Genomic DNA, 23739 nt, shown 5'->3' on the forward strand with positions numbered 1-23739 from the left:
CTTTACTCTTTTCCTGAGGTAAGTTCTGATCTTCTGTTCTGTTTCATCTGAAAGTGTGATAAATTAAAATAGTCTAAATATTTAAAAATACATCGTAGCAAAGTACTAGCAGGAGATGATTTCAATGATCGATTCCATATCGTTACTAAAAGAGTTAGTTAAAATTGATAGTTCAACAAAAGAAATGGCAAACGAAGCGGTGCATTTTTGTGAGAAGTGGCTCGCTTCATTTGATATAAATGCCACCGTTTTAGAAAACAACGGGTTTCTTATGCTCATAGCAGAGATCGGAAGCGGTGAGCGTACGCTGATTTTAAATGGCCACGTAGATGTTGTACCAGGGAATGAGGGTCAGTTTTTGCCATATGTGGAAGGGAACAAGCTATACGGCAGGGGCTCCGCGGATATGAAGGCAGGTCTCGCCGCCATGATGGGGGCATTTGTAGAGCTAAAGAATGATTCCTTACCATGTAAGGTGCAGCTTCAAATTGTTTCCGATGAGGAGACGGGTGGCTTAAACTGCGCACAGTTTTTAAGTGATCAAGGATACCTTGGTGATTTTGTTATTTGCGGTGAACCGACTCAGCTTAATATTGGACTGCAAGCAAAGGGAATTGTACAAGTTGATGTAACGATTAAAGGAAGCGCTGCTCACGGAAGTCGTCCGTGGGAAGGAGATAACGCCATTCAAAAAGCACTTCGCGTTTACGAAGAGATCTTGAGCTTACCTTTTACGAAAGAATCTTCAATCATGTATGAGGGGCCTTCTGTTAATCTAGCAAAAATTAGCGGCGGTGATGCTTATAACCGTGTACCAGATACGTGTGTGATATCTGTAGACATTCGCTTTCTTCCGGAACAAACGCAGGATCGCGTGTTGGCTGAGCTAAACACCATTTCAGATATTGCAAGCATACACGTGCATTCGGATGGTGATCCAATTGCAACGAAAGAAGACGACCCATACGTACAAAAACTACATTCGATTGTCAAAGAAACCTCTCATGAAGCCATTCTGTTTGGTCAGCACGGCTCAGCGGACGGCCGCTTTTACTCTCGTTTTGGTATCCCAGCAATTGAGTTTGGTCCAAGAGGTGCCCATTGGCATGGAGAAAAAGAGTACGTTGAAATCGACTCCGTTCATCTCTATCAGGATATCTTAAAAAAGTTGGCTCACTTATTTTAAGAAAAGCGCTCGCTTAAGGGCGCTTTTTTTTGCATTAAATGTTAAAATATTCCTGTTGAGGGGGGTAACGATGACAATAAGTATAGAAATTGAAAAAGAGATTACGAGTAAACTTAATGGTGCTACTAGTACTGCTGAAAGAGTTGCGCGTTTGTTCTCATGGATTTGCAACGAGTTTCAGTGGATTGAAACAGATTATGTAGACCGGAGCTTTGAAGAGATTATGCAGCGAAAGGCAGGTAACTGCGCCGAGCAAGCGAAAGTGGTAGAAACGTTACTATCTTACATAGGTATTAAAACAAGGTGGGTACTTGAGATAAACGCCCAACCGGACTACATAGAAAGACAACAGTTTGCTGAGCAACTTGTTGCCGAGCAGGGAAACTTCTATTCCATCTTCGGTTTAAATCATAACGACCACCGTTGGATTGAATACTATGATGCGGATCAGAGGGACTGGTGTCCACTAGATACGTCGTTTGCTATTTTAGGGATTGAATCGTTTATGGAAAAGAGGCTGAGCTTTCATCATCAGTCCATACCGTCTACAGAAGGAATTATTCCGTTTTGCTTGTTTGCTTTGGATGCCAACCATCAGCCGTTAGAAGAACGATCAAGCGATTATCTCATAAAGAAATTTCTGTGTTCTTTTCGGAAAAATTCAAGTTCGACAGTGCTTTTGGAAGAGTGGGAAGCTTTAATTAGCGAACTAACGTCACTTGGTGTCAAGACGTACAAACAGGAGGTTAACTTTCATCTTCACCAAGATCGGGTGAAGAGGTTTGTACAAGTATATGAGGAAATCAAACAGCTTCAGGTTGCTCAAAAAGTGGAGACGATTCAAAAGTAGGTCGTTCGGTTCACATGGTGCGAGATAGACGATCATGAAGCATCTATTTTCTAAAAAACGACGGATGAATCAGCGAATTACGGCAGGTAATTCGCTTTTTTCTTTGCTATTTTCTCAATACAGCATAGCAATATAGGGTGATACACTTTAACTATACGCACGGAAGATATGAGGGAATAAGCTTATGAACAAAAAAGCGCAAATGACGATTGGTTGTGTTCTGCTTGTCATTGCTGTTGGAGCGTCGGCGCTTGCTATTTCTTATCTCTATCATCCTATCTTATATGTAATAGGGGAAAAAGTGGTGCGCACCAACGATTGGCAACATATCAAGCACTTATACATAACCAATGATCAAGAGGAAGAAAAGATGCTAGAGATGAGGAGTTTAGAGGATCTCGTCGTAACAAAAGGAAAAGAGATGAACATCAAAGCCAACCCGCGAGAAATTCAAACGCAGCTAGAGCAATTAGGGAAAACAAAAGCTGAGCGAGCAAAAGCCTTGAGCGCTTTGAACATGTCGGAGGAAGAAAGCGTTCAAAGTATTCGTCGTTCGACCATAGGTTTTAAAGTGAAAAAAGCCATTACTGGGAACGTCAAGGTGTCAGAGCAGGAAATGCAGCAGTTTTATACTCATCATCAGCAGGCATTTGTCGTACCTATGTTTCGAACAGTTACGTATATTCAGTCCGATCATCCATTGCCGGATGTAAATGAAAACACGATGAAGTCTTTGAACCCTTCTTCTCGTATGAAGGTGGTTCGACAAGAGCTTGTTTCATTTGAGCAAATGAAAGGTGAAGTGGGGGAAACGATTGCACGTAACATGTTTCGTGCTCCGCTTCATGAACTCCAGGGACCTATTAAAGAAGGTCCACTGTATTATTGGATACTAGTTGAAAATGAAACACAAGAAGAAGTGCAAGCTTATCCACAGGTAAAGAAAAAAATTTATTCCACGCTCTTAATGGAAAAACAAAATCAATATTTTCAACGCTGGTTAGAGAAGCAAAAAGAAGTACAGGACTACCAGATTTATCCTGAACATCTTGCTGCGACAAAGTGGAACGGATTCTGGGAGGACTTTTTTATTAATATACGCTTACTCGTTAAATAAGAAGAGGGGGAACGAGAATGAAAAAAAGATATGTCAGCACCGCTTTACTTTCGATGAGCCTATTGTTTAGCACACCTGCTTTTGCAGCAAAAGGAGAAGTAGCGGATGAAGCAAACTGGGACGTGGCTCCTGCACCTTCTAACTATAATCCAGCGTTAAAAGAAAAGTTAGATAAGCAAGGAAAAACAAATGGTGCTCCAACTCTTGCGTCAAATCCTGTAATAGTCATTGACCCGGGTCATGGTGGAAGTGATTCCGGAGCGGTTGGCAACGGGCTTCAAGAGAAAAACCTTACGCTTGATATTGCGACTCGTGCTAAAAATTATGTCGTGGCTAACTACCCTGCCACTGTTTATATGACAAGGAGCTCAGATGCCACCGTATCATTAGAAGATCGCGCATCTTATGCAAATAGCGTAGGAGCGAGTTTTTTTGTTTCAATGCATATTAACAGTGCGACGGCAACAAGTGCGAATGGACTTGAAACGTATAATTATTACGGCAGCATAAACGGAGCGCAGCTGGCAACGAGTGCGTATAACAAGCTGAAAACGTCTTATTCGTCGCTTCGAGGTGTTAAGGAAGCAGGTTTTTACGTTCTTAAGTATACGAACATGCCTGCAATGCTAGGGGAAACAGGCTTTATCTCAAACAGCACGGACGCTGCTAATCTCGGAAGTGCATCATTCCGTCAAAACCTTGCCACCCAGTATGCGCAGGGAATGCACGAATATTGGTGGGGATTTTAATGAAAAAAGGTGACGTCCAAAACGGAGCGTCACCTTTTTTGTTAGAAAAACGTTAAACCGATGCCGAAGATTATACCTGACACAAGAAGAGTCGTGACACAGTAGCCCATAATATCACGTGCTCCTAAGCCTGCAATGGCTAAAGCAGGTAGCGCCCAAAATGGCTGTGCCATGTTCATCCATGCTTCGCCGTAGGCAATGGCCATTGCTGCTACGCCGGGATCGACGTGTAGTTTCGCAGCTGCCTCCATAATAAACGGGCCTTGAACGACCCAGTGTCCTCCACCTGAAGGAACGAAAAAGTTGATCACACCGGAGCTAAGAAACGCAAAAAACGGGAATGTAAATGGATTTGAAACGGATATAAAGGCATTCGTCAGCATTCCTCCAAGTCCAGAGAGCTCCATCATTCCTTGAATACCGGCATAGAACGGAAATTGAATCATAATACCTGCCGTACCTTTAGCCGCATTTGCGACAGCATTCATGTACGAGAGAGGCGTTCGATGAAGAAGAAGACCGGTTGTGAAGAACAACAGGTTGACGGTGTTAATATCAACTTTCGCACCGTTTTGTACGAAGTAATACACTAAGTAAGAATAGCCTAAAAGGGCAATGAGGATACTTAAAACCTGGCTATTTTCCATACGAACAGCAAACGTTTTTTTCTCCGTGGACTGTTTCATTGCTAAAGCTGTAGAAGCCGTTTCTTCTTCTGCTAGAAGGCGTGGGTCAATTTCAACCACGTCTTTTCCAGTCGGCATCATCAGTCTAGTCATAATAGGCAATACAATTAAAAGACCTAGTGTAATAAATAAATTATAGCCGGTGAAAATAGTTTGCGAGAGTGGGATAATGCCTGTCATTTTCTCTAACGGATTCCCAGGGGTAGCAGCAACGAGAGGGACAGATCCAGAAAGACCGCCGTGCCATGTTAAAAATCCAATGTATGCACAAGCAATTAAGAAGCGATAATCAGATCCAGGTACGCGCTTTGCAACTTCACGTGCAAACAGAGCGCCAACGATTAGACCAAAGCCCCAGTTAATAAAACAAGCAATCCCAGATCCGAGTGTAACCAATAGTACCCCTTGGGCAGGAGTATTTGCCAAATTTGCTAGCTTAACGAGCCATTTTTTCACAAGAGGAGAACTTGCTAGTGCGTGACCCGTTACGAGTACTAAGCTCATTTGCATGGCGAAAGCAAGTAAATTCCAAAAGCCGCTTCCCCAAAATTCAACCATCTCAATCGGACCATGGGACGTAAAGATGATTCCAGTTGCAAATAAAATAAGCGTGAGAATGAGCGCGAAGACGAATGGATCTGGTAAAAAACGTTGAACAATTGCTGTAAAGAAGTTGGATAACGCTTTCATTTTGAACCTCCTAAAGGAATTGTATTATGTAGAAGAAGGTCTTGATGCGTTAATGCGCTAATAATATACAAAATTATACAAAAAAATCCCCTAGATGAATAGGGGAAAAGGTCGGATTGTCGATTCATACACTTCCTTTACGATCTGTGCTTTTCGATATAGGTGTCGATTTCATCTTCGGGTACTTCGCCTTCGATTCCTAGGTAGAAATGGCGGACGGGTTTTAAATCCTGATCAAGTTCATACACAAGTGGAATGCCTGTTGGAATATTTAGGTTCGCAATGCCGTCTGGTGAAATGTGATCGAGATATTGCATTAGGCCTCGCAACGTATTACCGTGAGCGGAAATTAATACTTTTTTCCCTTCTTTAATGCTCGGAGCAATGGTTTCATGCCAATATTTTAGCATTCGTGCTTCGGTATCTTTTAAGTTTTCAGTGAGTGGATACTGTCCGTCCTGTAATTCTCCATAACGTGGGTCATCCGCTTCATAGCGATCATCGCTTTTTTCTAATGGAGGCGGCTTAACATCCATGGATCTTCTCCATGCATGAACTTGCTCTTCCCCGTACTTTTTGGCGGTTTCCTCTTTGTTAAGACCTTGCAATGCCCCGTAATGTCGCTCGTTCAATCGCCACGATTTATAGACGGGAATCCATTCCAAGTTCATTTCATGCAGCACAATCCAAAGTGTGCGAATCGATCGCTTTAGAACAGAGGTATAAGCTAGATTGAACTGATAGCCATGTTTACGCAAAATTTTCCCTGCTTCGCGCGCCTCCTGAAGGCCACTTTCTGATAAATCAACGTCTGTCCACCCCGTAAATTTATTTTCTAAATTCCAAACGCTTTTTCCGTGTCGAATCAATACTAAAGTATACATCGCTTCGCCCTCGCATTTTTTCTATTTTTTGATACTATTCCCCGATTGGGTATCTTTCTATCATCGTGTACAAGGATTTTTAAAACCGAGATGTGAGGGAAGCTACCAAACAACGTATAAATAGTGACATTATGGCTACAAAAGGGAAGGAAACGACGAAAAAGATTTTACATTATGTCCGATGGAGAAAGGAGTCCAGTACGCTATAATGAATCAAGCTTATAAGAAATGCGCGCTCAATAAAGTCAGAAAATTCACAAAAATAGGAGGGGGATTTACGACAATCTATGCCAATTTTGGGTCAAGAGATGGACGAAAAGAGGAGGTTTGTAATGAAAACACAGGTGGAGAAACAGGGAATAGTGACGTTAACAGACGAGGTTGCGGCAGAGCTCAGTACAAGTTCACTGTGGAATGAAGACTTGCGTCCTACTACTTTTGCTGAACATTCATGGAAGGGAATTAATTTTGCGACGCTGTGGATTGGGATGTGCTTATGTATTCCGGCTTATACGATGGCAAGTGGAATGATTACGCTTGGAATGAATTGGTGGCAGGCCATTGGCACCATCTTTATAGGAAACGTTATTGTACTTGTTCCTATTTTGTTGAATTCCCACGCTGGAACAAAATTTGGCATTCCTTACCCCGTTTTTGCGCGTCTTTGGTTTGGGGATAAGGGTGCCCACATTCCCGCGATGGCAAGAGCAATTGTCGCAGCTGGATGGTTTGGAATTAACACATGGATTGGAACAGGTGCCATCGATACACTGTTGGCGGCTTCTTTTTCTGGATGGGCTAACTTACCTGGACATACAGCTATCATCTTTGCTTTATTTTGGCTCTTAAATGTAGGTGTGGCATACAAGGGACCGCAGGCTATTAAAGTATTAGGTGCCATTTCAGCACCGGTAGTCGGAATATCAGCAATTATTTTACTTATATGGGCGTTTACTCGATCCGGTGGCTGGGGACCAATTTTAGAAACACCATCTAAATTTGAAACAACGGGCGCCTTTTTAAAAGTGTTCTTTCCTGCATTGACAGGAGTTATTGCTTTTTGGGCGACCCTTGCCCTTAATATCCCTGATTTTTGTCGCTATGCCAAAAATCAAAAATCACAAATGGTGGCACAAACGCTGTCTCTTCCGCTGACAATGAGTATTTTTTCATTCATTGGAATTGCGGTATCATCAGCAACCATCGTTATTTTTGGGGAAGCACTCTGGGATCCTGTTCAGCTCATTGCGAAGTTCCCGCCGTTTGTTATTTTCTTAGGAACTCTTGTGATCGTACTTTCCTCCCTCACGATCAATGTCGGGGCCAATGTGGTAGCACCAGCTCGTGCCATTGAGAACTTAAATCCAAGACGAATTACGTTTGCAATGGGCGCATTAATTACGGGACTTTTTGCGATCCTGCTACAGCCTTGGTACATTATGTCCAACTTCGGCAACTATATATTTGGGTGGTTAGGAACGTATGGCGCGCTGCTAGGACCAATTGATGGAATCGCGATTGCCGATTATTGGCTTGTCCGGAAACGACAAATGTCGCTCAAAGAGTTGTACGATCCGAATGGGCGCTACAGCTATTCAAGTGGCTACAATAAAAATGGTATTTATGCCTTAATCATTGGTGTGCTTATTCCCGCTTTAGGTCTCGTTGTTGCACCTCTATATTTTCTTTGGGAAAATGCATGGACCGTTGGGTTGTTCATTTCAATCATTGTCTATACGTATTTAATGCGAGAAGATAAAAGCGTGTTAAAAGCAGGGGAGTATGAGCAAATTACTTCTGTAGACATTGCGGTACCACCGAGCGCTGATCAGTCGTCTCAATCAGGAATTTCTCAATAACGGGAAAAAAGATCGCCCTTCTCTAGTAGAAAGGCGATCTTTTTATTGCAACACGCTACTTATTTCTTTTCAAGGCTATTCTTTTCATCTTTTTGATGACCACTTGGGAAGCGGCTGAACACCCATCGCAGAATTAGATAAATAAGAACCAATAGAATAAAGCTGACTACCAATGACTGATCTTTTAAAAAGGGAAAGACTAACCCGACAATAAAAATATATAAAATACCGAACGTAAGACTTCGTGACATATTTTCTCTCCTTCAATAAAGCGACGTTCAAGTTAAACAACTTTGTCTAGTATAACACGTCAAAAGAGGAAGTTTAAAAGGAGGAGACTCAAATTCATTACAATTTCTTGAACAACGCCCCCGTTAAACACCCCGCAAATCATTGAAAAAAGCGGCCTTTTCTCGTATTGAAGCTGTTCTCTTAAAATACTGAAAAAAAACCACGTAAATATCAAAGAATGTCAAAGAAGCATTGCTTTTGAAAAATAGTTATGGTAGTATCAAGATGTACTTATTAAAGACATTATATCGGTAGTTAGTATTCGCATGTTATGAGGGGTTATATTTCCAATGACATGTAATCCGTGATAGCATGCGAATCTTTCTTTAATGCTTTATAGTAGTAAGTATAAATTTTAATGTATATTTTTCGGAGGTAGAAACATGAACACAGGTACAGTAAAATGGTTTAACGCAGAAAAAGGTTTTGGATTCATCGAAGTTGAAGGTGGAGAAGACGTATTCGTACATTTCTCAGCTATCACTGGCGAAGGTTTCAAAACTCTTGAAGAAGGTCAAAAAGTAAGCTTTGACATCACTCAAGGTAACCGTGGCGACCAAGCTGCTAACGTAGTAAAACTTTAATTTGATATTTAAAAAGGCTACTAACCAAATGGTTAGTAGCCTTTTTTTATTGTTTAATATTGAAACATGTGCAGTGATAATGGAGGTAAGGTTACATACTAGAGGCGGATTTTTGTGCTCAATAGTTCTGTAGCTTGATGTTGAGACATCCCTTTTACAAGACCTAATTCACTTATCAATACTTTTCGGGCATTTTCAAGCATATGTTTTTCACTAGAGTTTAACGCTTTGGATTTATGAAGGTGAGAGAGGTCGCGAACTACTTCAGCGCAAGACTGCATATCGCCTGTTTTCATTTTTTCCAAATTTGTTTGGTAGCGTTGTTTCCATGAAGGTACTGTAACGCAATCGGCATCATCAAAAATCGCCATTACTTGGTCAAGTCGTTGAATATCGACAACGGAACGAATTCCGGCAGTTTCAATCTTCTTTTTTGGAATCATGACCTGCATGTCATTCACAGGCATTCGGATAATATAATATTGCTGTATTTCACCTAATATTTCACGGTCTTCGATTGCTTCAATCGTCCCAGCGCCATGCATGGGGTAAAAAATATGATCACCAATTTGAAACAAATAAGCCACCTCCAATTAATCTATACTTAACCATATCATAAAAAATAAATAATATCAAAATTAATTATAATAACATTTTATATCTTTGAAAGTCAACAGATAGAAGGTGTTAGAAAGCAATTCAAAATTAAAATGTAAATATTCTGAATATTATTTGTGTATTTTTGATAAACATTGTATGATAAGGGTGTAGTACATACCAACCGGTTAGTTAGTTTGGAGGAGTGATAAAATGAGTTTTTCGTATTCACAAAAGGTCATTCAGCTACAGGAAAAGTTAACTGTTTTTATGGAAGAGCATGTGTATCCAAATGAAGCTCGTATTGAGGAATCGTTAAATGAACAATCGACAAGATGGTCCATACCGCCTCTTATGGAAGAGCTAAAAGAAAAGGCAAAACAACAGGGATTATGGAATTTGTTTTTACCTCATAGTGAACTTGGAGCAGGATTAACAAATTTAGAATATGCGCCTTTATGCGAAATTATGGGACGATCAATGATTGCTCCTGAAATATTTAACTGCAATGCGCCTGACACGGGTAATATGGAGGTTCTTGAAAGATACGGGACCCCGCAACAAAAAGAAAAATGGTTAATGCCACTTCTGCGCGGAGAAATACGCTCCTGTTTTTCTATGACCGAGCCAGATGTTGCTTCAAGTGATGCGACGAATATTCAGGCAAGTATTGTTCGAGATGGTGATGAATACGTCATTAATGGCCGGAAATGGTGGTCATCTGGAGCAGGAGATCCCCGATGTAAAATTGCGATTGTGATGGGGAAAACAGATTCTTCAGCGCCTCGCCATGAGCAGCAGGCAATGATTCTCGTTCCGCTTGATACACAAGGAGTGACAATCGAGCGAATGCTTCCTGTTTTTGGTTATGATCATGCGCCTCATGGTCATGCAGAAATTACGTATGATAATGTTCGTGTACCGGCGTCAAATATCATTTGGGATGAAGGCAAAGGATTCGCAATTGCGCAGGGACGTCTAGGGCCAGGGCGCATTCACCACTGTATGAGACTCATTGGATCCGCAGAACGTGCGCTTGAAGAATTATGTAAGCGTGTACAAAAGAGGGTTGCGTTCGGGAAACCACTATCCAAACAGGGTGTTGTACTCGAATGGATTGCGGACTCACGCATTGAAATTGAACAAGCAAGATTATTAACCTTAAAGGCTGCTGCCATGATGGATACAGTAGGAAATAAAGAAGCGAAAGCAGAAATTGCCATGATTAAAGTCGTAGCACCGAACATGGCGCTTCGTGTATTAGACCGCGTCATTCAAGCATTTGGTGCTGCTGGTATGAGTGAAGATGTACCGTTCGCTGCTCATTGGGCGAATGCGCGTACCCTTCGTCTTGCAGATGGACCTGATGAAGTTCATCGCGCTCAAATTGCACGATTAGAATTAAAAAAACACGATGTACAACTACAGCGTGTCTGAATGGAGGAATAAGAGATGCACGTGCAGACCTTATTTGATTTAAAGGGAAAAACGGCCGTTGTTACAGGTGGAGGTCGTGGAATTGGGGCTCAAATGGCTCAGGCACTGGCAGAGGCCGGTGCAAACGTAGTCGTGTGTTCACGAAACATAGAAGCCTGTCAGCAAGTAGCAGAAGAGCTAGGAAAAATGGGTGTAGAGACTATGGCAATCCGCTGTGACGTTTCAAATCCAGACGAAGTAAACGAAGCCGTCGCAGAAATTGTCGCTAAATTTGGTACCATTGATATATTGGTAAACAATAGCGGTGCTACGTGGGGAGCTCCTGTAGCGGACATGCCACTCCAAGCATGGGAGAAAGTCATGAGCGTAAACGTAACGGGAACCTTTTTGATGAGTCAAGCGGTAGGAAAGCATATGCTAAAGCAAAAGTCAGGGAAAATTATTAATATTGCTTCTATTGCAGGCCTTTCGGGAACAGATCCGCGCTATATGGATACGATTGCTTACAATACGAGCAAAGGAGCTGTTATTACCTTTACGAAAGATTTAGCGGTTAAATGGGGGGAAGCAAACATTCAAGTGAATGCAATTGCGCCAGGATTTTTCCCAACGAAAATGTCTCATGTCATTATGGAACATGGAAAAGACTATTTCCTTAATATGACGCCACTTAAGCGTTTTGGTGGAGACGATGATTTAAAAGGTGCAGCGGTCTTTCTTGCTTCAAAGGCTTCTGATTTTATCACGGGTCATACGCTTGTAGTGGACGGAGGGACTCATGCGCTTTAAGTGCTCTTTCAATTAATAGTCATATGATATACTAGTAGACAAATGACTAGATGAGTGAGGCTATCAGAATGAAAGACAGAATTTTCGAAAAGAGTATTATGTTATTTGGAGAGAAAGGTTTTAAAGAAACGTCTATTCAAGACATTGTAGACGCCCTAGAAGTAACAAAAGGAACGTTTTATTACTATTTCACAAGTAAAGAAGAAGTGCTGATGGAAATTCATCTTCACTATATTAATAAATTGTTAGAGAAGCAGAAGGACATTTTGCAAGATTCATCGAAACAATGGAAAACAAAGCTTTATGATCTCGTGTATATCACGATTCAAGGCATTGAAAGAGAAGGCTTAAGTGCCAAAGTGTTTTTTCGCGAAATGAAGCACCTTAAGGACGAAAATCTGGAGAAAATTGTTCAAAAGCGGGACGAGTTTCGACTTCATTTTCAAACAGTTCTTGAAGAAGGCGTAAGGGCAGGCGAGTTCAAACAGGATCTTGACGTATCCGTCACAACGCTAGCCATTCTCGGAATGACCAACTGGAGCTATTTTTGGTTTGAACCAGGAGGTCGCTTAAATGAAGAGGGGGTTTCGACAGTCTTTCTAAAGCTCATATTAGAAGGAATTGAGAGTAGCGTTCCTTCATAAAGAAGGAATGCGTGACTTTCACATACTAACTGGTTAGTTAAACGAAGGGATGGGAGACAATGAGTACAATTGAACGTATTGGTGTAGTAGGAGCAGGACAAATGGGGCATCAAATTGGGATGCTTTGCGCACTTGGTGGCTATGAAACGATTATTCAAGATGTAAATGAAAGCGCTTTAGAAAAAGCGGAGGCAAGCTTGCAAACCATTATGAACAAATGGGTATTAAAAAACAAGTTATCTGAAGATGAAAAAGCAGCTGCGTTTTCCCGCCTTTCATTTCAGACGAGCCTTGAAAAAGCCGTGAAGCAAGCTGACTTTGTGATTGAAGCAGTGGTGGAGAAGCTAGATGTGAAGAGGGAAGTGTTCCAAAAGCTTGATGAGCTAGCGCCTTCGCATGCTATTCTCGCCTCAAATAGCTCAACGATTGTGAACTCCCTTATTGCAGAGGCTACGACACGCCCTGATAAAGTGGTAAATATGCATTTCTTTTTCCCCCCACTGGTCATGGATTGCGTAGAAGTCGTAAAAAGCGAACAAACGTCTGATGAAACGGCTGCAAAAACAATGGAAGTGTCGAAAAACATTAATCGCACAGCGGTGTTATTACAAAAAGAAATATCTGGATTCATTGCCAACCGTATTTTAGGTGCTTTGCAACGTGAAGCCGTGTATTTATATGAAAATGGCTATGCGAGCTTTGAGGATATTGATACGATCTGCCGAAAAGCGCTAAATCACCCGATTGGACCGTTTGAGCTAATGGATTTATCTGGAATCGATGTAGGCTATTTCGTTATGCAACAGCGTTATGCTGAAACAAACGATCCGTTAGACAAGCCGGCTGCGTGTATTGAAGAAAAAGTAAAAGCAGGTGAACTTGGCCGAAAAACAGGAAAAGGCTGGTACGAGTATAAAAAAGAAGGAGTGAAAAACTAGTGCGCTTATTAGTGAAAGTAGAAGTTGAAAATCGTTTAGGAATTGTTACGATTCAGAATCCACCGTTAAACGTTATGAGTAAGCAAGTAATTGAGGAGTTAGATCAGGCGTTTCAAGAACTTGAGACAAATGAAGAAGTGGTAGCAGTATTATTAACCGGGCAAGGACAAAAAGCGTTCGTCGCAGGAGCAGATATTAAGGAATTTCCACAATTAATGGGTCATCCGCATGCACGGGCTTCATTTGAAGAAACGCACGCGGTGTTGAATCGAATTGATGACTTTCGTAAGCCAACGATCGTTGCGCTAAATGGAATGGCATTTGGCGGCGGACTAGAACTTGCTTTGACATGTGATATGCGTATTGCAGAAGAGCACGCCCTGCTTTGCGTTCCTGAAGTGAAGCTAGGACTGTTTCCGGGAGCGGGTGGAACACAGCGTCTCCCTCGTGTGGTTGGAGAGGCAAAGGCGAAGGAAATGATGTATACGGGTGAGCCAATTACGGCAGAGGAAGCGCTAAGAGTAGGGTTGGTCAACTACGTGGTAGGAACAGGTGAAGCAGTCGGCAAAGCAAAAGCATTGGCGAGTAAAATTACGCGTCATTCCCTACAGTCTCTATCACGTATCAAAAAAGCTGTAGACGATGGACTTGGCGTACCTTTGAAGGAAGGATTACAGCGTGAAGTGGAACTGTTTGAAGAAGTGTTTCAAACAGATGATATTAAAGAAGGCGTATCAGCATTTATTGAAAAGCGTCAACCGGTGTTCTCTCACAAATAAGGAGGGTATGTATGAAGCATCTCACGTCCATTACGACTAGATTGCAAGAAACAGATGCGCTAGGTCATATCAATAATATTAGCTATTTCATTTACTTTGAGGAAGCACGCATTGATTTTTTTAAAACCCTTGGCTTTGCAGATTCTGCTTCAAATTGGCACTATATCTTGGCTTCAACACAGTGTAATTTTCGAGGTCAGACGTACTTTGATGAAAAAATTACGATAGAAACGACGGTCAAAAATATTGGAAATACGAGCATGAATCTTCACCACGTCATTCGAAGGGAAGAGACGGGTGAGGTGCTTGCCGATGGACAGGCGATTGTCGTGTATTTTAATTTTATTCATCAAAAAAGTGAACGTATTCCAGAAGGGTTAAGACAAATGCTTGCTCGCTATGATTATGAGGACGAACCGTTAGAAAAGGGTGTGTAAGAATGGCGCAGATTATCCCTGTACGAAAAGGTGAGGAATTAGATACGAAAAAGTTAGAACAATTTTTGCATGAACATTTATCTCTTCCTTCTTCTGGGCCCCTAGTGATTGAGCAATTCGGAACAGGGGCTTCGAATTTAACGTACACGTTGAAAATAGGAGAGTGGGAAGCTGTTCTTCGCCGCCCTCCACTAGGTCCTGTTGCACCTAAGGCTCATGATATGGAGAGAGAATACCGAATTCTACATTCTCTTCACTCACTTTTTCCATACGTTCCAAAGCCATATATATTCTCAGATAATGCTTCGGTTGTAGGAGCGCCATTTTTTATCATGGAACGTAAGTATGGCGTAACGCTTGATACCGAATTTCCCGCTACCGTTGAGGAGAGCATTCGTATTAATCAACACGTATCTGAATTAATGGTGGATACGCTTGTTTCCTTACATGAAGTGGATTATAAAAAAACAGAGCTTGTGAATATAAGCAAACCAGACGGCTTTATGGAAAGACAGGTTCACGGTTGGATTCAGCGCTACGAGCGATCAAAAACCGATGAGATTAACGAGGTAGATATGCTCGTAAAATGGCTTTCATCACGCATTCCTGCCAACAGCGAGGCGACCGTTATTCACTATGATTACAAGTTAAATAACGTGCTGTTTACACCAGATCTAAACGAAATGACGGGCGTCTTTGATTGGGAGATGGCGACCGTTGGAGATCCGCTTGCAGACTTAGGCGTGGTACTTGGCTATTGGATGGAGGACAGTGACCCACCGATGCTCAAAAAAGGGTTCGGTAAACCGCCTGTAACGGTAAGAGACGGTTTTTACTCACGAAGTGAATTTATTGAACGCTATGCAAAGAAAAGCAACCGGGACGTGTCAAATATTGCCTACTATGAAACGTTTGCTTACTTTAAGCTTGCGGTCATTTGTCAGCAAATCTATTACCGCTATAAAAAAGGGCAGACAAATGACAAGCGGTTTGAGCACTTTGGAACCTTTGTCCGCACATTAATTGGACATGCGTTAGAAACGAGTATACGAAAATGAGGAAACATCTATGAAAATACACGTGCTATTAAAAAAAGAAGAAATTAACCCGATTATGACGGAAGGAAAAGTGGTGGTGGTGCTAGATATATTACTAGCAACCTCCACCATTACAGCAGCGTTAGCGGAGGGAGCAACGTATGTTATTCCTGTTCTCAATGAGCGAGAGGCGAAAGAAACATTTGTGTCTTATCCAAATGCTCTATTAGTAGGGGAATACGAAGGAAAGACGATTGAAGGCTTTCTAGACCCAAACCCAACCCTATTAAAAAAGAAGGTAAGCGGAAACGGAATTATTTTATCTACGACAAATGGGACGGTAGCCGTTCGAAAAAGTCGCCATGCCAAATGTGTGTACGTGGCGTCTCTGCTAAATGGAGAAGAAGTAGCGAAAAAAATCGCCATGCTCCATTCAGAGGATACAATTCTTGTTGTATGTTCAGGATCTTCTGATCATTTTTGCTTGGAGGATTTTTTAGGGGCTGGTTACATAGTGAAATCACTAAACATGTTGTGTGAAAGCGCCGAACTAACAGATGCTGCTCTTGCTTCATTACTATTTTATGAAGAAATGAAGGAACAAAAGGAAACCATTTTATCTCGCTCAAGAGTTGGACAGATGCTAATGAATTATGGCTTTGAAGAGGAAATTCATGAAATTGCTGAACTTAATAAGTACCCCATCGTGCCGATATTCGATGGTGAAAAAATTATTGCGGCAAAGGAGAGAATGAAATGAAGACGAAGTCAAATGTAGCAGGTGGTCATTTTTTATATGCAGGAACAGAATCCACAGATATTTTTACCCCAGAAGATTTTACGGATGAGCACAAAATGATTGCTCAAACGGCCAAACAATTTATTGAAAAAGAAGTAGATCCTCATAAAAAGCAGATTGAAGCACAAAATATTGATCTTATTGTATCGCTGCTACGAAAGGGAGGAGACCTTGGTCTTTTGGCACACAGCATACCAGAAGAATACGGAGGTCTTGGCTTAGACAAGATTAGTAAGGGTCTCGTCGGTGAAGTAATTGGCCGTACGAGCGGATATGGTGTTGCTCACTCCAATCATACATGCATTGCCACATTGCCTATTACCTACTTTGGAACCCCTGAACAAAAGAAAACCTACTTACCAAAGCTTGCAAGCGGCGAATATCTAGGTGCTTATTGCCTCACGGAGCCTAGTGCAGGATCAGATGCGCTAGCAGCCAAAACAACCGCTGTTTTAAATGAAGAAGGAACTCACTATGTATTAAATGGAACGAAAATTTATATTACGAATGCGGTATTTTCAGATACGTTCATCGTGTATGGAAAAGTAGACGGAAAACACTTTACCGCATTTATCGTAGAGAAAAATTTCCCGGGACTATCGCTCGGTCCAGAAGAAAAGAAAATGGGGATTAAAGGATCGTCGACACGCTCTGTCATTCTAGAAGACTGTCTCGTTCCGGTCGAGAACGTGCTTGGGGAAATTGGAAAGGGACATCATATTGCGCTGAATGTGCTGAACTTAGGACGCTTTAATCTAGGGTCGGCCTGCATGGGGGCATCCAAGTATGCGTTAGAAACAGCTCTCAAATTTACGACAGAACGTCAGCAGTTTGGTCAATCGATTGCAGACTTTGCGGCTACGAAGGAAAAGGTAGCGAAAATGGCGACGCGTATTTATGCGGCGGAATCACTGCAATATCGCACAGCTGGTTTACTAGAAGGTGTGCTTGGTGATTTATATACGTCTGATGACCAAAAGCAAGTTGCCAAGGCGCTCAGTGAATACGCGATTGAATGCTCTGTGTGTAAAGTATATGGATCTGAAACGCTCGATTATGTAGTAGATGAAGCACTTCAACTACATGGCGGGGCAGGATTTATAAATGAGTATCCAGTTGAACAAATGTACCGGGATTCGCGTATTAACCGTATCTTTGAAGGAACGAATGAAATTAATCGTCTTTTACTTCCAACACATCTCTTCCGAAAAGTTCAAAAAGGTGAACTTCAGTTAGAGAGTGTCATTCAAGAAGCATTTAATCATTTGCGAGAAGAAGCAGCGAATGACTTAGAAATGCCAATGAAAGACAAGGTCGCACTACTGCGAGACGTCTTTTTAATTTGTGCAGGGTTAGCTCATCAAACACTTGGAGAGCGTCTTGTACAAGAGCAGGAAGTATTAATGAATCTATCAAATATGGCCATTGCGCTTTATGCAACTGAATCGGCTTGGTTACGCACAGAGAAGGCGCCTTCTTCTGAGCTCAAAACCTATTTAGCAACTGCCCTTATGGAACAAACGATAGTAGAGGTAGATGGGTTATCAAGACGTCTTGTAAATGATTTAGCGAAAGGAAAGGATAAGAAAGAGTTACTCCGTCTTTTCCGTGAAACGATTGGTAAAGTAGAGCTTCAAGATATGATTACGGTAAATCGTAACATTGCTGCGGCTCAATACGAAGCGAACCACTACACGTGCTAAGGAGGAAGAAACATGCGCTTTGAAAACAAAGTAACGGTCATTACGGGTGCAGGTAGTGGAATTGGCCGAGCCACAGCGGTTGAGTTAGGAAAGCAGGGAGCGAAAGTTGTGTTAGTCGGGCGTACAAAGGAAAAATTAGAGGAAACAGCGGCCCTTCTAGAAGGGAATGGAGACGTTTTTCCGGCTGATGTTACGTCAGAGTCGGATGTAGAAAATCTCGCTTCTTATGTGAAAGAAACGTACGGAAAGTTAGATATTCTGATTAATAATGCTGGAGGATCAGCGCAAGGTAAAATTTTGAACCTATCAAGCAGTGAGTGGGACTATGTGCAAGATATTAATTTAAAAAGCGTGTTTCTCGTCTCCAAGATACTTGGAAATGTAATGGCAGATCGAGAAAGAGCAGAGAACGACCGAGCAATTGTGAACGTCTCCTCCTTATCGGGTCACAAAGCGGGAGCTCACATCCCACACTATAGTGCGGCAAAGGCAGCGGTCATGAATTTTACACGAGCACTCGCCTTTGAACTGGCACCGTATAAAATTCGCGTGAATTCTGTTTCGCCTGGCTTTGTGGAAACGCCGCTTACAGAAGACGGCCTGCAAAACGAACGCTTTAAATCATCGATTGAACGAAATACGGCTTTACAGCGCGTTGGAAAGCCTGAGGAAATTGCAAAAGTGATCGCTTTTGCAGCATCCACAGATGCTTCCTATATGACAGGAACTGATTTATTAGTAGATGGTGGTTGGTTAATTGTTTAAGTCCAATTTTTAAAAGGAGTGTTTCCTATATGGTAAACCATTTTGCGTATTGGCCAAAACGACTTTCAACATCGCTTAGTATTCCTGAGACAACATTGTATGATAATTTAGTAGTCGCTGCAAAGCGTTATCCACACAACGAAGCCATCTACTATTATGGTGCTTCTTATACGTATCAGCAGCTTCTTGAGGAAGTTGACAAAGTAGCGGGGTTTCTTCAACATACGTTACACGTAAAAAAAGGGGACCGTGTTCTCCTTTATATGCAAAACTCTCCTCAATTCGTCATTAGCTATTTTGCTATTTTACGAGCAAATGCGGTCGTAGTGCCGATTAATACGATGAATACGACAGAAGAGCTCGCGTTTTACATGACGGACTGCAGCATGAAGCATGCGATTGTCGGACAAGAGCTCTGGCCAAGAGTGAAACCGCTCCTGCATTCACATCTTGATGCGGCTATTGTGGGTGCTTATTCGCACTATTTGCCGGAGAAACCAGACTTTGAAGACCTACCGAAAGAAGTAGCGATGGCAGCTATTCCATTCAATGAAAAAGGCGTCTATACATGGGGAAATGTTCTTCAAGCAGGGTGTTTACCAAAAAAAGATGAAGGTTCACCGGATGATTTAGCCGTTCTCCCATATACATCGGGAACAACAGGTCTTCCGAAAGGATGTATGCATACACATCGCACCGTACAAGCAAACGTAATTGGAGGCTATCACTGGATTAACATTACGTCAAATTCACTGAGCCTTCAGACGTTACCGCTCTTTCATGTGACAGGGATGACGAACAGTATGCTTGTCCCGATCTATGCGGGGGCATCGATGGTCATTATGACGCGGTGGAATCGTGAATATGCAAAGCACATCATTAAAACAAATAAAGTCACGCATTGGGTGACCATTAGTACGATGCTTATTGATTTTCTTTCAAATAAGCAGTTACTAAAAGACGATTTAAGCTCGCTTGTGAATATTACAGGTGGAGGAGCTCCTTTACCTGAAGCAGTAGGTCAGAAGTTATTTCAGATGACGGGCATTCAGTTTTTAGAGGGATACGGATTATCAGAAACAATTGCGCAAACCCACCTCAATCCGCCTGATCATACGAAGTTACAGTGTTTAGGCATACCGGTATTTGATGTGGATGCTCGTGTAATTGACCCTATTTCTTTAAAAGAGCTAGGTGATAACGAGGAAGGTGAGATTATCGTACGAGGCCCTCAAGTATTTAAAGGGTACTACAACCGCCCTGATGAAACCAAATACTCGTTCATCGAGTTAGACGGAAAGTCCTTCTTTAGAACGGGGGATATTGGAAGACGCGATCATGAAGGGTATTATTTTATGGTTGACCGAGTGAAACGAATGATTAATGCGTCCGGGTTCAAGGTATGGCCGTCTGAAGTAGAAAATACGCTCTATAAACATCCCGCAATTCAGCAGGCATGTGTAATTGGCGCTCCTGATGCGCACCGCGGGGAAACTGTAAAGGCGTTTGTTATTTTGCAGGATGAAGCGAAAGGAAACGTGACAGAAGACGAAATCATCGAATGGGCGAAGAATCAAATGGCGGCGTATAAATACCCACGCATTGTTGAATTTAGGGATACGTTACCAACGACCTCAAGTGGGAAAATCCTATGGCGACAGCTACAGGAAGAAGAAACAAAAGATGAAGTGACGTATTAACATAGAAAAAACAGAGGGGGTTCCCTCTGTTTTTTTTATTATGCGTGTAAGAATTTTACACAAACTGGCTCCGGAACCGGAACGGACTGTAGAAGAGTTAATTTTCCACTTTCTACGTCACGAGAAAATAAAACCAGGTTATTTGACTCTTGGTTAGACGCCACTACGAAGTTTTCAGACGGATCTAAAACAAAATCACGTGGCCAGTTTCCTTCTGTTGACGTATGTTCAACAAAGTCAAGCTGCCCGCTCGCCTGGTTAATCCAGAATAGAGCAATGCTGTTATGACCGCGGTTTCCTGCATAAAGGTAGCGACCATCAGAAGAGATGTGAATCGCACTTCCTTGGTTGTTTTCCGTAAATCCTTCTGGCAGGGTGGAAAGGTATTGAATTTCTTCAAAGCTACCATTTTTTTCGTTATAAGCAAGGACAATAACTTCAGAGCTTAACTCTGTCATGACATATGCCCATTTTCGATTTGGATGGAAGACAAGGTGTCTTGGTCCGCTTCCTGCTTTTACTGTTAAGCTATGAACTTGCGTAAGCTTTCCATCATTTAGCTTGTACGTAAGGATTTTATCGATTCCAAGATCGACCGCTACGACAAACTTCTGATCAGGCGTAAAGCCTGCATAATGGGTATGGGCTTTTTCTTGACGCTCGGGATCAAGACCTGATCCTTCGTGTCTAACAACGGAAATCGCTTCTTCTAATGAACGATCCTGTTGATCAACGATAAAGGTTTCAACAGATCCACGATGATAATTTGTCGCGAGAACAGTTGCAAATTCCTTATCTACGCTGACATGACAGGGAGGGGGGCCTTCAAGCAAGCGATGATTTAAATACGAAAGGTCTCCTGTTTCAGGGTTTACTTCAAATGAAGCAACTCCGCCTAGGTCCCCGTCTTTTTTGACAGAATAGAGAGACTTATTGTCTTTTGTAATTGCTAAATATGTAGGGTTTTCAATTTCTGCTGCTAGAGCTGTTTGACTTAAACGTTTTTCAGCTGTATCTAGTGAAAAGGTATAAATCCCTTCACTATCACCTCTCGTATAAGTACCAACGTAGCCAATAAATGTGTTTTTTGCCATGTACAGATGCTCCTTTTTCGGGTTATATCGCTTTCATTATAGCATAATTGCATAAATCCACATAAAGGACAGACTTTCCTCACTCGTCCCTTCAGGTAATAGTTTACCTCTTTTACAACCGGGTAAACTAGATACATCATATTTAGGAGGAATACGAACATGTTCGAAGAAGTGACTGAAACCATTGCCATTCCAAGGGTTGGTGATAAGGCACCAAGCTTTGAAGCCGTAACAACCAAAGGGAAACTAATGCTCGAAGACTATCGTGGGAAGTGGCTTATTTTATTTTCGCATCCGAGTTCTTTTTCGCCCGTTTGTGCAACAGAGCTCGTTGGTTTCCAGGAGATTTATCCTCTTTTAAAAGACTATGGCGTCGAATTATTAGGCTTAAGCGTTGATAGTTTATCTGCTCATCTCGCTTGGCTTCGGGGCATTGAACAAAGCTTTAATACGAGCGTAGAATACCCGATTATCGCCGACAAAGATCAAAGCGTGGCAACGAAGTATGGAATGATTATGCCTGGTGAGAGTCACACTGAAACCACTCGTGCGGTGTTTATTCTTGATCAAGAACATGTGATCCGTTCCATCATGTATTATCCCATCAGCACAGGACGAAATATGAAAGAGTTGGTTCGTCTCGTACAAGCATTGCAAACGGCACAGATGCACGACGTCTACACGCCTGCTAATTGGGAGCCTGGTGACAAAGTATTAGTAGCCCCACCTAAAACTCAAGATGACATGGGAAGGGCGAGTGACGAAGACATTGAACAAATTGATTGGTACGTAGGGAAAAAGATACTATGACTAAGGGCAGCTTAAGGGCTGTCCTTTTTGTTCTCTTCCCCATTAATCACAGCGACTCCGAGAGCAAGATGATCCCACAAAATTTGCTCCACCTGTTCCGCTATTTTTTCAGAGCAATCAATAATTAAAATCACTTCTGTCGGTTTTGACGAGCTCCCACCTTTTGAGCCCTTAAAGAGCTTAAAGTATCCCCACTTTATTCCTAACCCGATTATAAATCCAGTAGCAGCTCCAATTAACCCCCAATAAATAGGACCCCATGCTAATTTGAACCCTATGCTCGCTCCGATTACGCTAAGAGCGGTGGCTAACCCCATTGCTAAATCGACTAAAGAAAGACCATCTGCGTAGTGAATGGTGTCGAATATCTTCCGTTCACGTTTTCGAGTGTTGAGAGGGACGGCAAAAATGTCGTATGAGTGAACGCCTCGTTCTTCAAGTGATGCAATCGCTAACTCCAAAAAGCTAGAATGCTCGAAAGTAGAAAAAATTTGCATGTGCTTACTCCTTTTTTCGTGATGTTTTAACCTTGAAAGAGGAGCATTGATAGTTCGCTCTTAAATAATGACGCTGCTCAATTTCAAACAGTTTATTATTTTCAATCGTATTCATGTACGCATCAAATGCAGCAAAGCCATAGAGTGAGGGAAAGAAAAGAAGCCATTCACCACGAATTGCGTCCGTTGAGCGCTGAATATCGCCTTGAAAAAGCAAAACAATGGCTTCTAACGCATGCGAATAATAAAAGAAGACAACAGACCATACAATGACGAAGAAAGCCGTTACGATTCGATGTACGTATAGCTGTCCCAACCCTGGGGCGAAAAGTGACCACATGAAGGCAACGAGAGGAGATCGTTTGTCTAAATAGTTAATTTCCATGGCCCCAATTTTAAAAGGTGAAAAATTATTATTCTCATGCTGAGCGAGTACATAAATGCGGTTTAAGTCTATGGTCGTACGATAACTATCCCATATAGCAAAAATGTAGACCGGAATATAAATAAGCAGCCAGCGCGTATCCAATATGTCTTTTGCTAATTGTATTTTTCCCTCAAACGAATAAATCATTGAAAAATTAATGTTGGATTGTGTATTAACGACGACCTCCCAAATAAACAGGGAAAATCCTCGGAGATATTTTGATAAAAGCAAATGCCCAAATCCAGGAAAGGCTGCTGACCACCATGCCACAACATACGGATTTCGTAGGTGAATTTGCGTAGTACCTAGCAAGCTTACATAAGCAGTTGTACGTCTAGATTTATGTTTATTATTCATAAAAACGTCCTTTAATAAAGTAAGAATCGTGTT

25 protein-coding genes are annotated in these 23739 nt (G+C 41.9%); 18 read left to right on the forward strand and 7 right to left on the reverse strand.

From position 1 onward, the window contains the following. Window positions 1-124 precede the first annotated feature (124 nt). From IE339_RS08695 to IE339_RS08710, 4 genes are all read left to right on the forward strand, one after another. Window positions 125-1186 carry a M20 family metallopeptidase gene (locus IE339_RS08695; protein WP_242175432.1) on the forward strand — a complete coding sequence of 354 codons (1062 nt, stop codon included), beginning with the start codon at window positions 125-127 and terminating at the stop codon, window positions 1184-1186. A 70-nt stretch (window positions 1187-1256) separates the two neighbouring features. Continuing rightward, window positions 1257-2036 carry a transglutaminase-like domain-containing protein gene (locus IE339_RS08700; RefSeq protein ID WP_242175433.1) on the forward strand — a complete coding sequence of 260 codons (780 nt, stop codon included), beginning with the start codon at window positions 1257-1259 and terminating at the stop codon, window positions 2034-2036. A gap of 184 nt (window positions 2037-2220) precedes the next feature. Further along, window positions 2221-3153: a hypothetical protein gene (locus IE339_RS08705; protein WP_242175434.1), complete on the forward strand. Its 933-nt coding sequence runs from the start codon at window positions 2221-2223 to the stop codon at window positions 3151-3153. 17 nt (window positions 3154-3170) lie between these two features. After that, on the forward strand, window positions 3171-3902 hold the full coding sequence (locus tag IE339_RS08710) for an N-acetylmuramoyl-L-alanine amidase (protein WP_242175435.1): 732 nt from the start codon (window positions 3171-3173) through the stop codon (window positions 3900-3902). A 41-nt stretch (window positions 3903-3943) separates the two neighbouring features. Here the strand turns inward: IE339_RS08710 and IE339_RS08715 are convergent, their stop codons facing one another. Both IE339_RS08715 and gpmA read right to left on the reverse strand, forming a co-directional pair. Next, window positions 3944-5278 (reverse strand): TIGR00366 family protein, encoded by a 1335-nt coding sequence (locus tag IE339_RS08715; protein ID WP_242175436.1) that lies wholly within the window; start codon window positions 5276-5278, stop codon window positions 3944-3946. Window positions 5279-5415: 137 nt separating this feature from the next. Continuing rightward, window positions 5416-6162: a 2,3-diphosphoglycerate-dependent phosphoglycerate mutase gene (gene gpmA / locus IE339_RS08720; protein WP_242175437.1), complete on the reverse strand. Its 747-nt coding sequence runs from the start codon at window positions 6160-6162 to the stop codon at window positions 5416-5418. A 332-nt stretch (window positions 6163-6494) separates the two neighbouring features. On the opposite strand from gpmA, the gene IE339_RS08725 reads away from it, so the two are divergent. Further along, on the forward strand, window positions 6495-8021 hold the full coding sequence (locus tag IE339_RS08725; RefSeq protein ID WP_242175438.1) for an NCS1 family nucleobase:cation symporter-1: 1527 nt from the start codon (window positions 6495-6497) through the stop codon (window positions 8019-8021). A gap of 59 nt (window positions 8022-8080) precedes the next feature. Here the strand turns inward: IE339_RS08725 and IE339_RS08730 are convergent, their stop codons facing one another. Further along, on the reverse strand, window positions 8081-8272 hold the full coding sequence (locus IE339_RS08730; RefSeq protein WP_242175439.1) for a hypothetical protein: 192 nt from the start codon (window positions 8270-8272) through the stop codon (window positions 8081-8083). A gap of 423 nt (window positions 8273-8695) precedes the next feature. Between IE339_RS08730 and IE339_RS08735 the strand changes: the two genes are divergently transcribed. Beyond that, a complete protein-coding gene (locus IE339_RS08735; protein WP_053402704.1) occupies window positions 8696-8896 on the forward strand; it encodes a cold-shock protein in 201 nt (66 codons plus the stop codon). 98 nt (window positions 8897-8994) lie between these two features. On the opposite strand, the gene IE339_RS08740 is transcribed toward IE339_RS08735, so the two are convergent. Then, window positions 8995-9489 carry a CarD family transcriptional regulator gene (locus IE339_RS08740; protein ID WP_242175440.1) on the reverse strand — a complete coding sequence of 165 codons (495 nt, stop codon included), beginning with the start codon at window positions 9487-9489 and terminating at the stop codon, window positions 8995-8997. Between the two features lie 217 nt (window positions 9490-9706). Between IE339_RS08740 and IE339_RS08745 the strand changes: the two genes are divergently transcribed. The 11 genes from IE339_RS08745 to IE339_RS08795 all read left to right on the forward strand — a co-directional run bounded on the left by IE339_RS08745 (window position 9707) and on the right by IE339_RS08795 (window position 20521). Continuing rightward, window positions 9707-10930 carry an acyl-CoA dehydrogenase family protein gene (locus tag IE339_RS08745; RefSeq protein WP_242175441.1) on the forward strand — a complete coding sequence of 408 codons (1224 nt, stop codon included), beginning with the start codon at window positions 9707-9709 and terminating at the stop codon, window positions 10928-10930. Window positions 10931-10945: 15 nt separating this feature from the next. Further along, window positions 10946-11719 (forward strand): SDR family oxidoreductase, encoded by a 774-nt coding sequence (locus IE339_RS08750; RefSeq protein WP_242175442.1) that lies wholly within the window; start codon window positions 10946-10948, stop codon window positions 11717-11719. A 68-nt stretch (window positions 11720-11787) separates the two neighbouring features. Beyond that, window positions 11788-12363 carry a TetR/AcrR family transcriptional regulator gene (locus IE339_RS08755; protein ID WP_242175443.1) on the forward strand — a complete coding sequence of 192 codons (576 nt, stop codon included), beginning with the start codon at window positions 11788-11790 and terminating at the stop codon, window positions 12361-12363. A 59-nt stretch (window positions 12364-12422) separates the two neighbouring features. Beyond that, on the forward strand, window positions 12423-13301 hold the full coding sequence (locus tag IE339_RS08760) for a 3-hydroxyacyl-CoA dehydrogenase family protein (protein ID WP_242175444.1): 879 nt from the start codon (window positions 12423-12425) through the stop codon (window positions 13299-13301). Continuing rightward, window positions 13301-14080 (forward strand): enoyl-CoA hydratase, encoded by a 780-nt coding sequence (locus IE339_RS08765; RefSeq protein ID WP_242175445.1) that lies wholly within the window; start codon window positions 13301-13303, stop codon window positions 14078-14080. Before IE339_RS08760 ends, IE339_RS08765 begins: the two co-directional genes overlap by 1 nt. A gap of 11 nt (window positions 14081-14091) precedes the next feature. Next, complete coding sequence (locus IE339_RS08770; RefSeq protein WP_242175446.1) at window positions 14092-14517, forward strand: acyl-CoA thioesterase; 426 nt, start codon at window positions 14092-14094, stop codon at window positions 14515-14517. Window positions 14518-14519: 2 nt separating this feature from the next. Further along, window positions 14520-15575, forward strand: a complete 1056-nt coding sequence (locus IE339_RS08775) for a phosphotransferase family protein (protein WP_242175447.1) — start codon at window positions 14520-14522, stop codon at window positions 15573-15575. A gap of 10 nt (window positions 15576-15585) precedes the next feature. Then, window positions 15586-16314 carry a 2-phosphosulfolactate phosphatase gene (locus IE339_RS08780; protein WP_242175448.1) on the forward strand — a complete coding sequence of 243 codons (729 nt, stop codon included), beginning with the start codon at window positions 15586-15588 and terminating at the stop codon, window positions 16312-16314. Next, window positions 16311-18056, forward strand: coding sequence for an acyl-CoA dehydrogenase family protein (locus IE339_RS08785; RefSeq protein WP_242175449.1), 1746 nt, complete (start codon window positions 16311-16313; stop codon window positions 18054-18056). The genes IE339_RS08780 and IE339_RS08785 overlap by 4 nt, the downstream gene beginning before the upstream one ends. Before the next feature lie 12 nt (window positions 18057-18068). Next, entirely contained in the window at window positions 18069-18821 is a 753-nt protein-coding gene (locus IE339_RS08790; protein WP_242175450.1) for an SDR family NAD(P)-dependent oxidoreductase, read from the forward strand. Between the two features lie 29 nt (window positions 18822-18850). Then, on the forward strand, window positions 18851-20521 hold the full coding sequence (locus IE339_RS08795; protein ID WP_242175451.1) for a long-chain fatty acid--CoA ligase: 1671 nt from the start codon (window positions 18851-18853) through the stop codon (window positions 20519-20521). A 38-nt stretch (window positions 20522-20559) separates the two neighbouring features. Here IE339_RS08795 and IE339_RS08800 read toward each other — a convergent pair whose 3' ends face one another. Further along, entirely contained in the window at window positions 20560-21615 is a 1056-nt protein-coding gene (locus IE339_RS08800) for a lactonase family protein (RefSeq protein ID WP_242175452.1), read from the reverse strand. A 159-nt stretch (window positions 21616-21774) separates the two neighbouring features. Between IE339_RS08800 and IE339_RS08805 the strand changes: the two genes are divergently transcribed. Next, window positions 21775-22425 carry a peroxiredoxin gene (locus IE339_RS08805; RefSeq protein ID WP_242175453.1) on the forward strand — a complete coding sequence of 217 codons (651 nt, stop codon included), beginning with the start codon at window positions 21775-21777 and terminating at the stop codon, window positions 22423-22425. An 11-nt stretch (window positions 22426-22436) separates the two neighbouring features. Here IE339_RS08805 and IE339_RS08810 read toward each other — a convergent pair whose 3' ends face one another. Together IE339_RS08810 and IE339_RS08815 are read right to left on the reverse strand one after the other, a co-directional pair. Further along, window positions 22437-22922 (reverse strand): hypothetical protein, encoded by a 486-nt coding sequence (locus IE339_RS08810; protein WP_242175454.1) that lies wholly within the window; start codon window positions 22920-22922, stop codon window positions 22437-22439. A gap of 4 nt (window positions 22923-22926) precedes the next feature. Continuing rightward, window positions 22927-23706 carry a hypothetical protein gene (locus tag IE339_RS08815; protein ID WP_242175455.1) on the reverse strand — a complete coding sequence of 260 codons (780 nt, stop codon included), beginning with the start codon at window positions 23704-23706 and terminating at the stop codon, window positions 22927-22929. Between the last annotated feature and the right edge of the window lie 33 nt (window positions 23707-23739).

The organism is Priestia koreensis (assembly GCF_022646885.1).
GTDB lineage: Bacteria > Bacillota > Bacilli > Bacillales > Bacillaceae_H > Bacillus_AG > Bacillus_AG koreensis_A.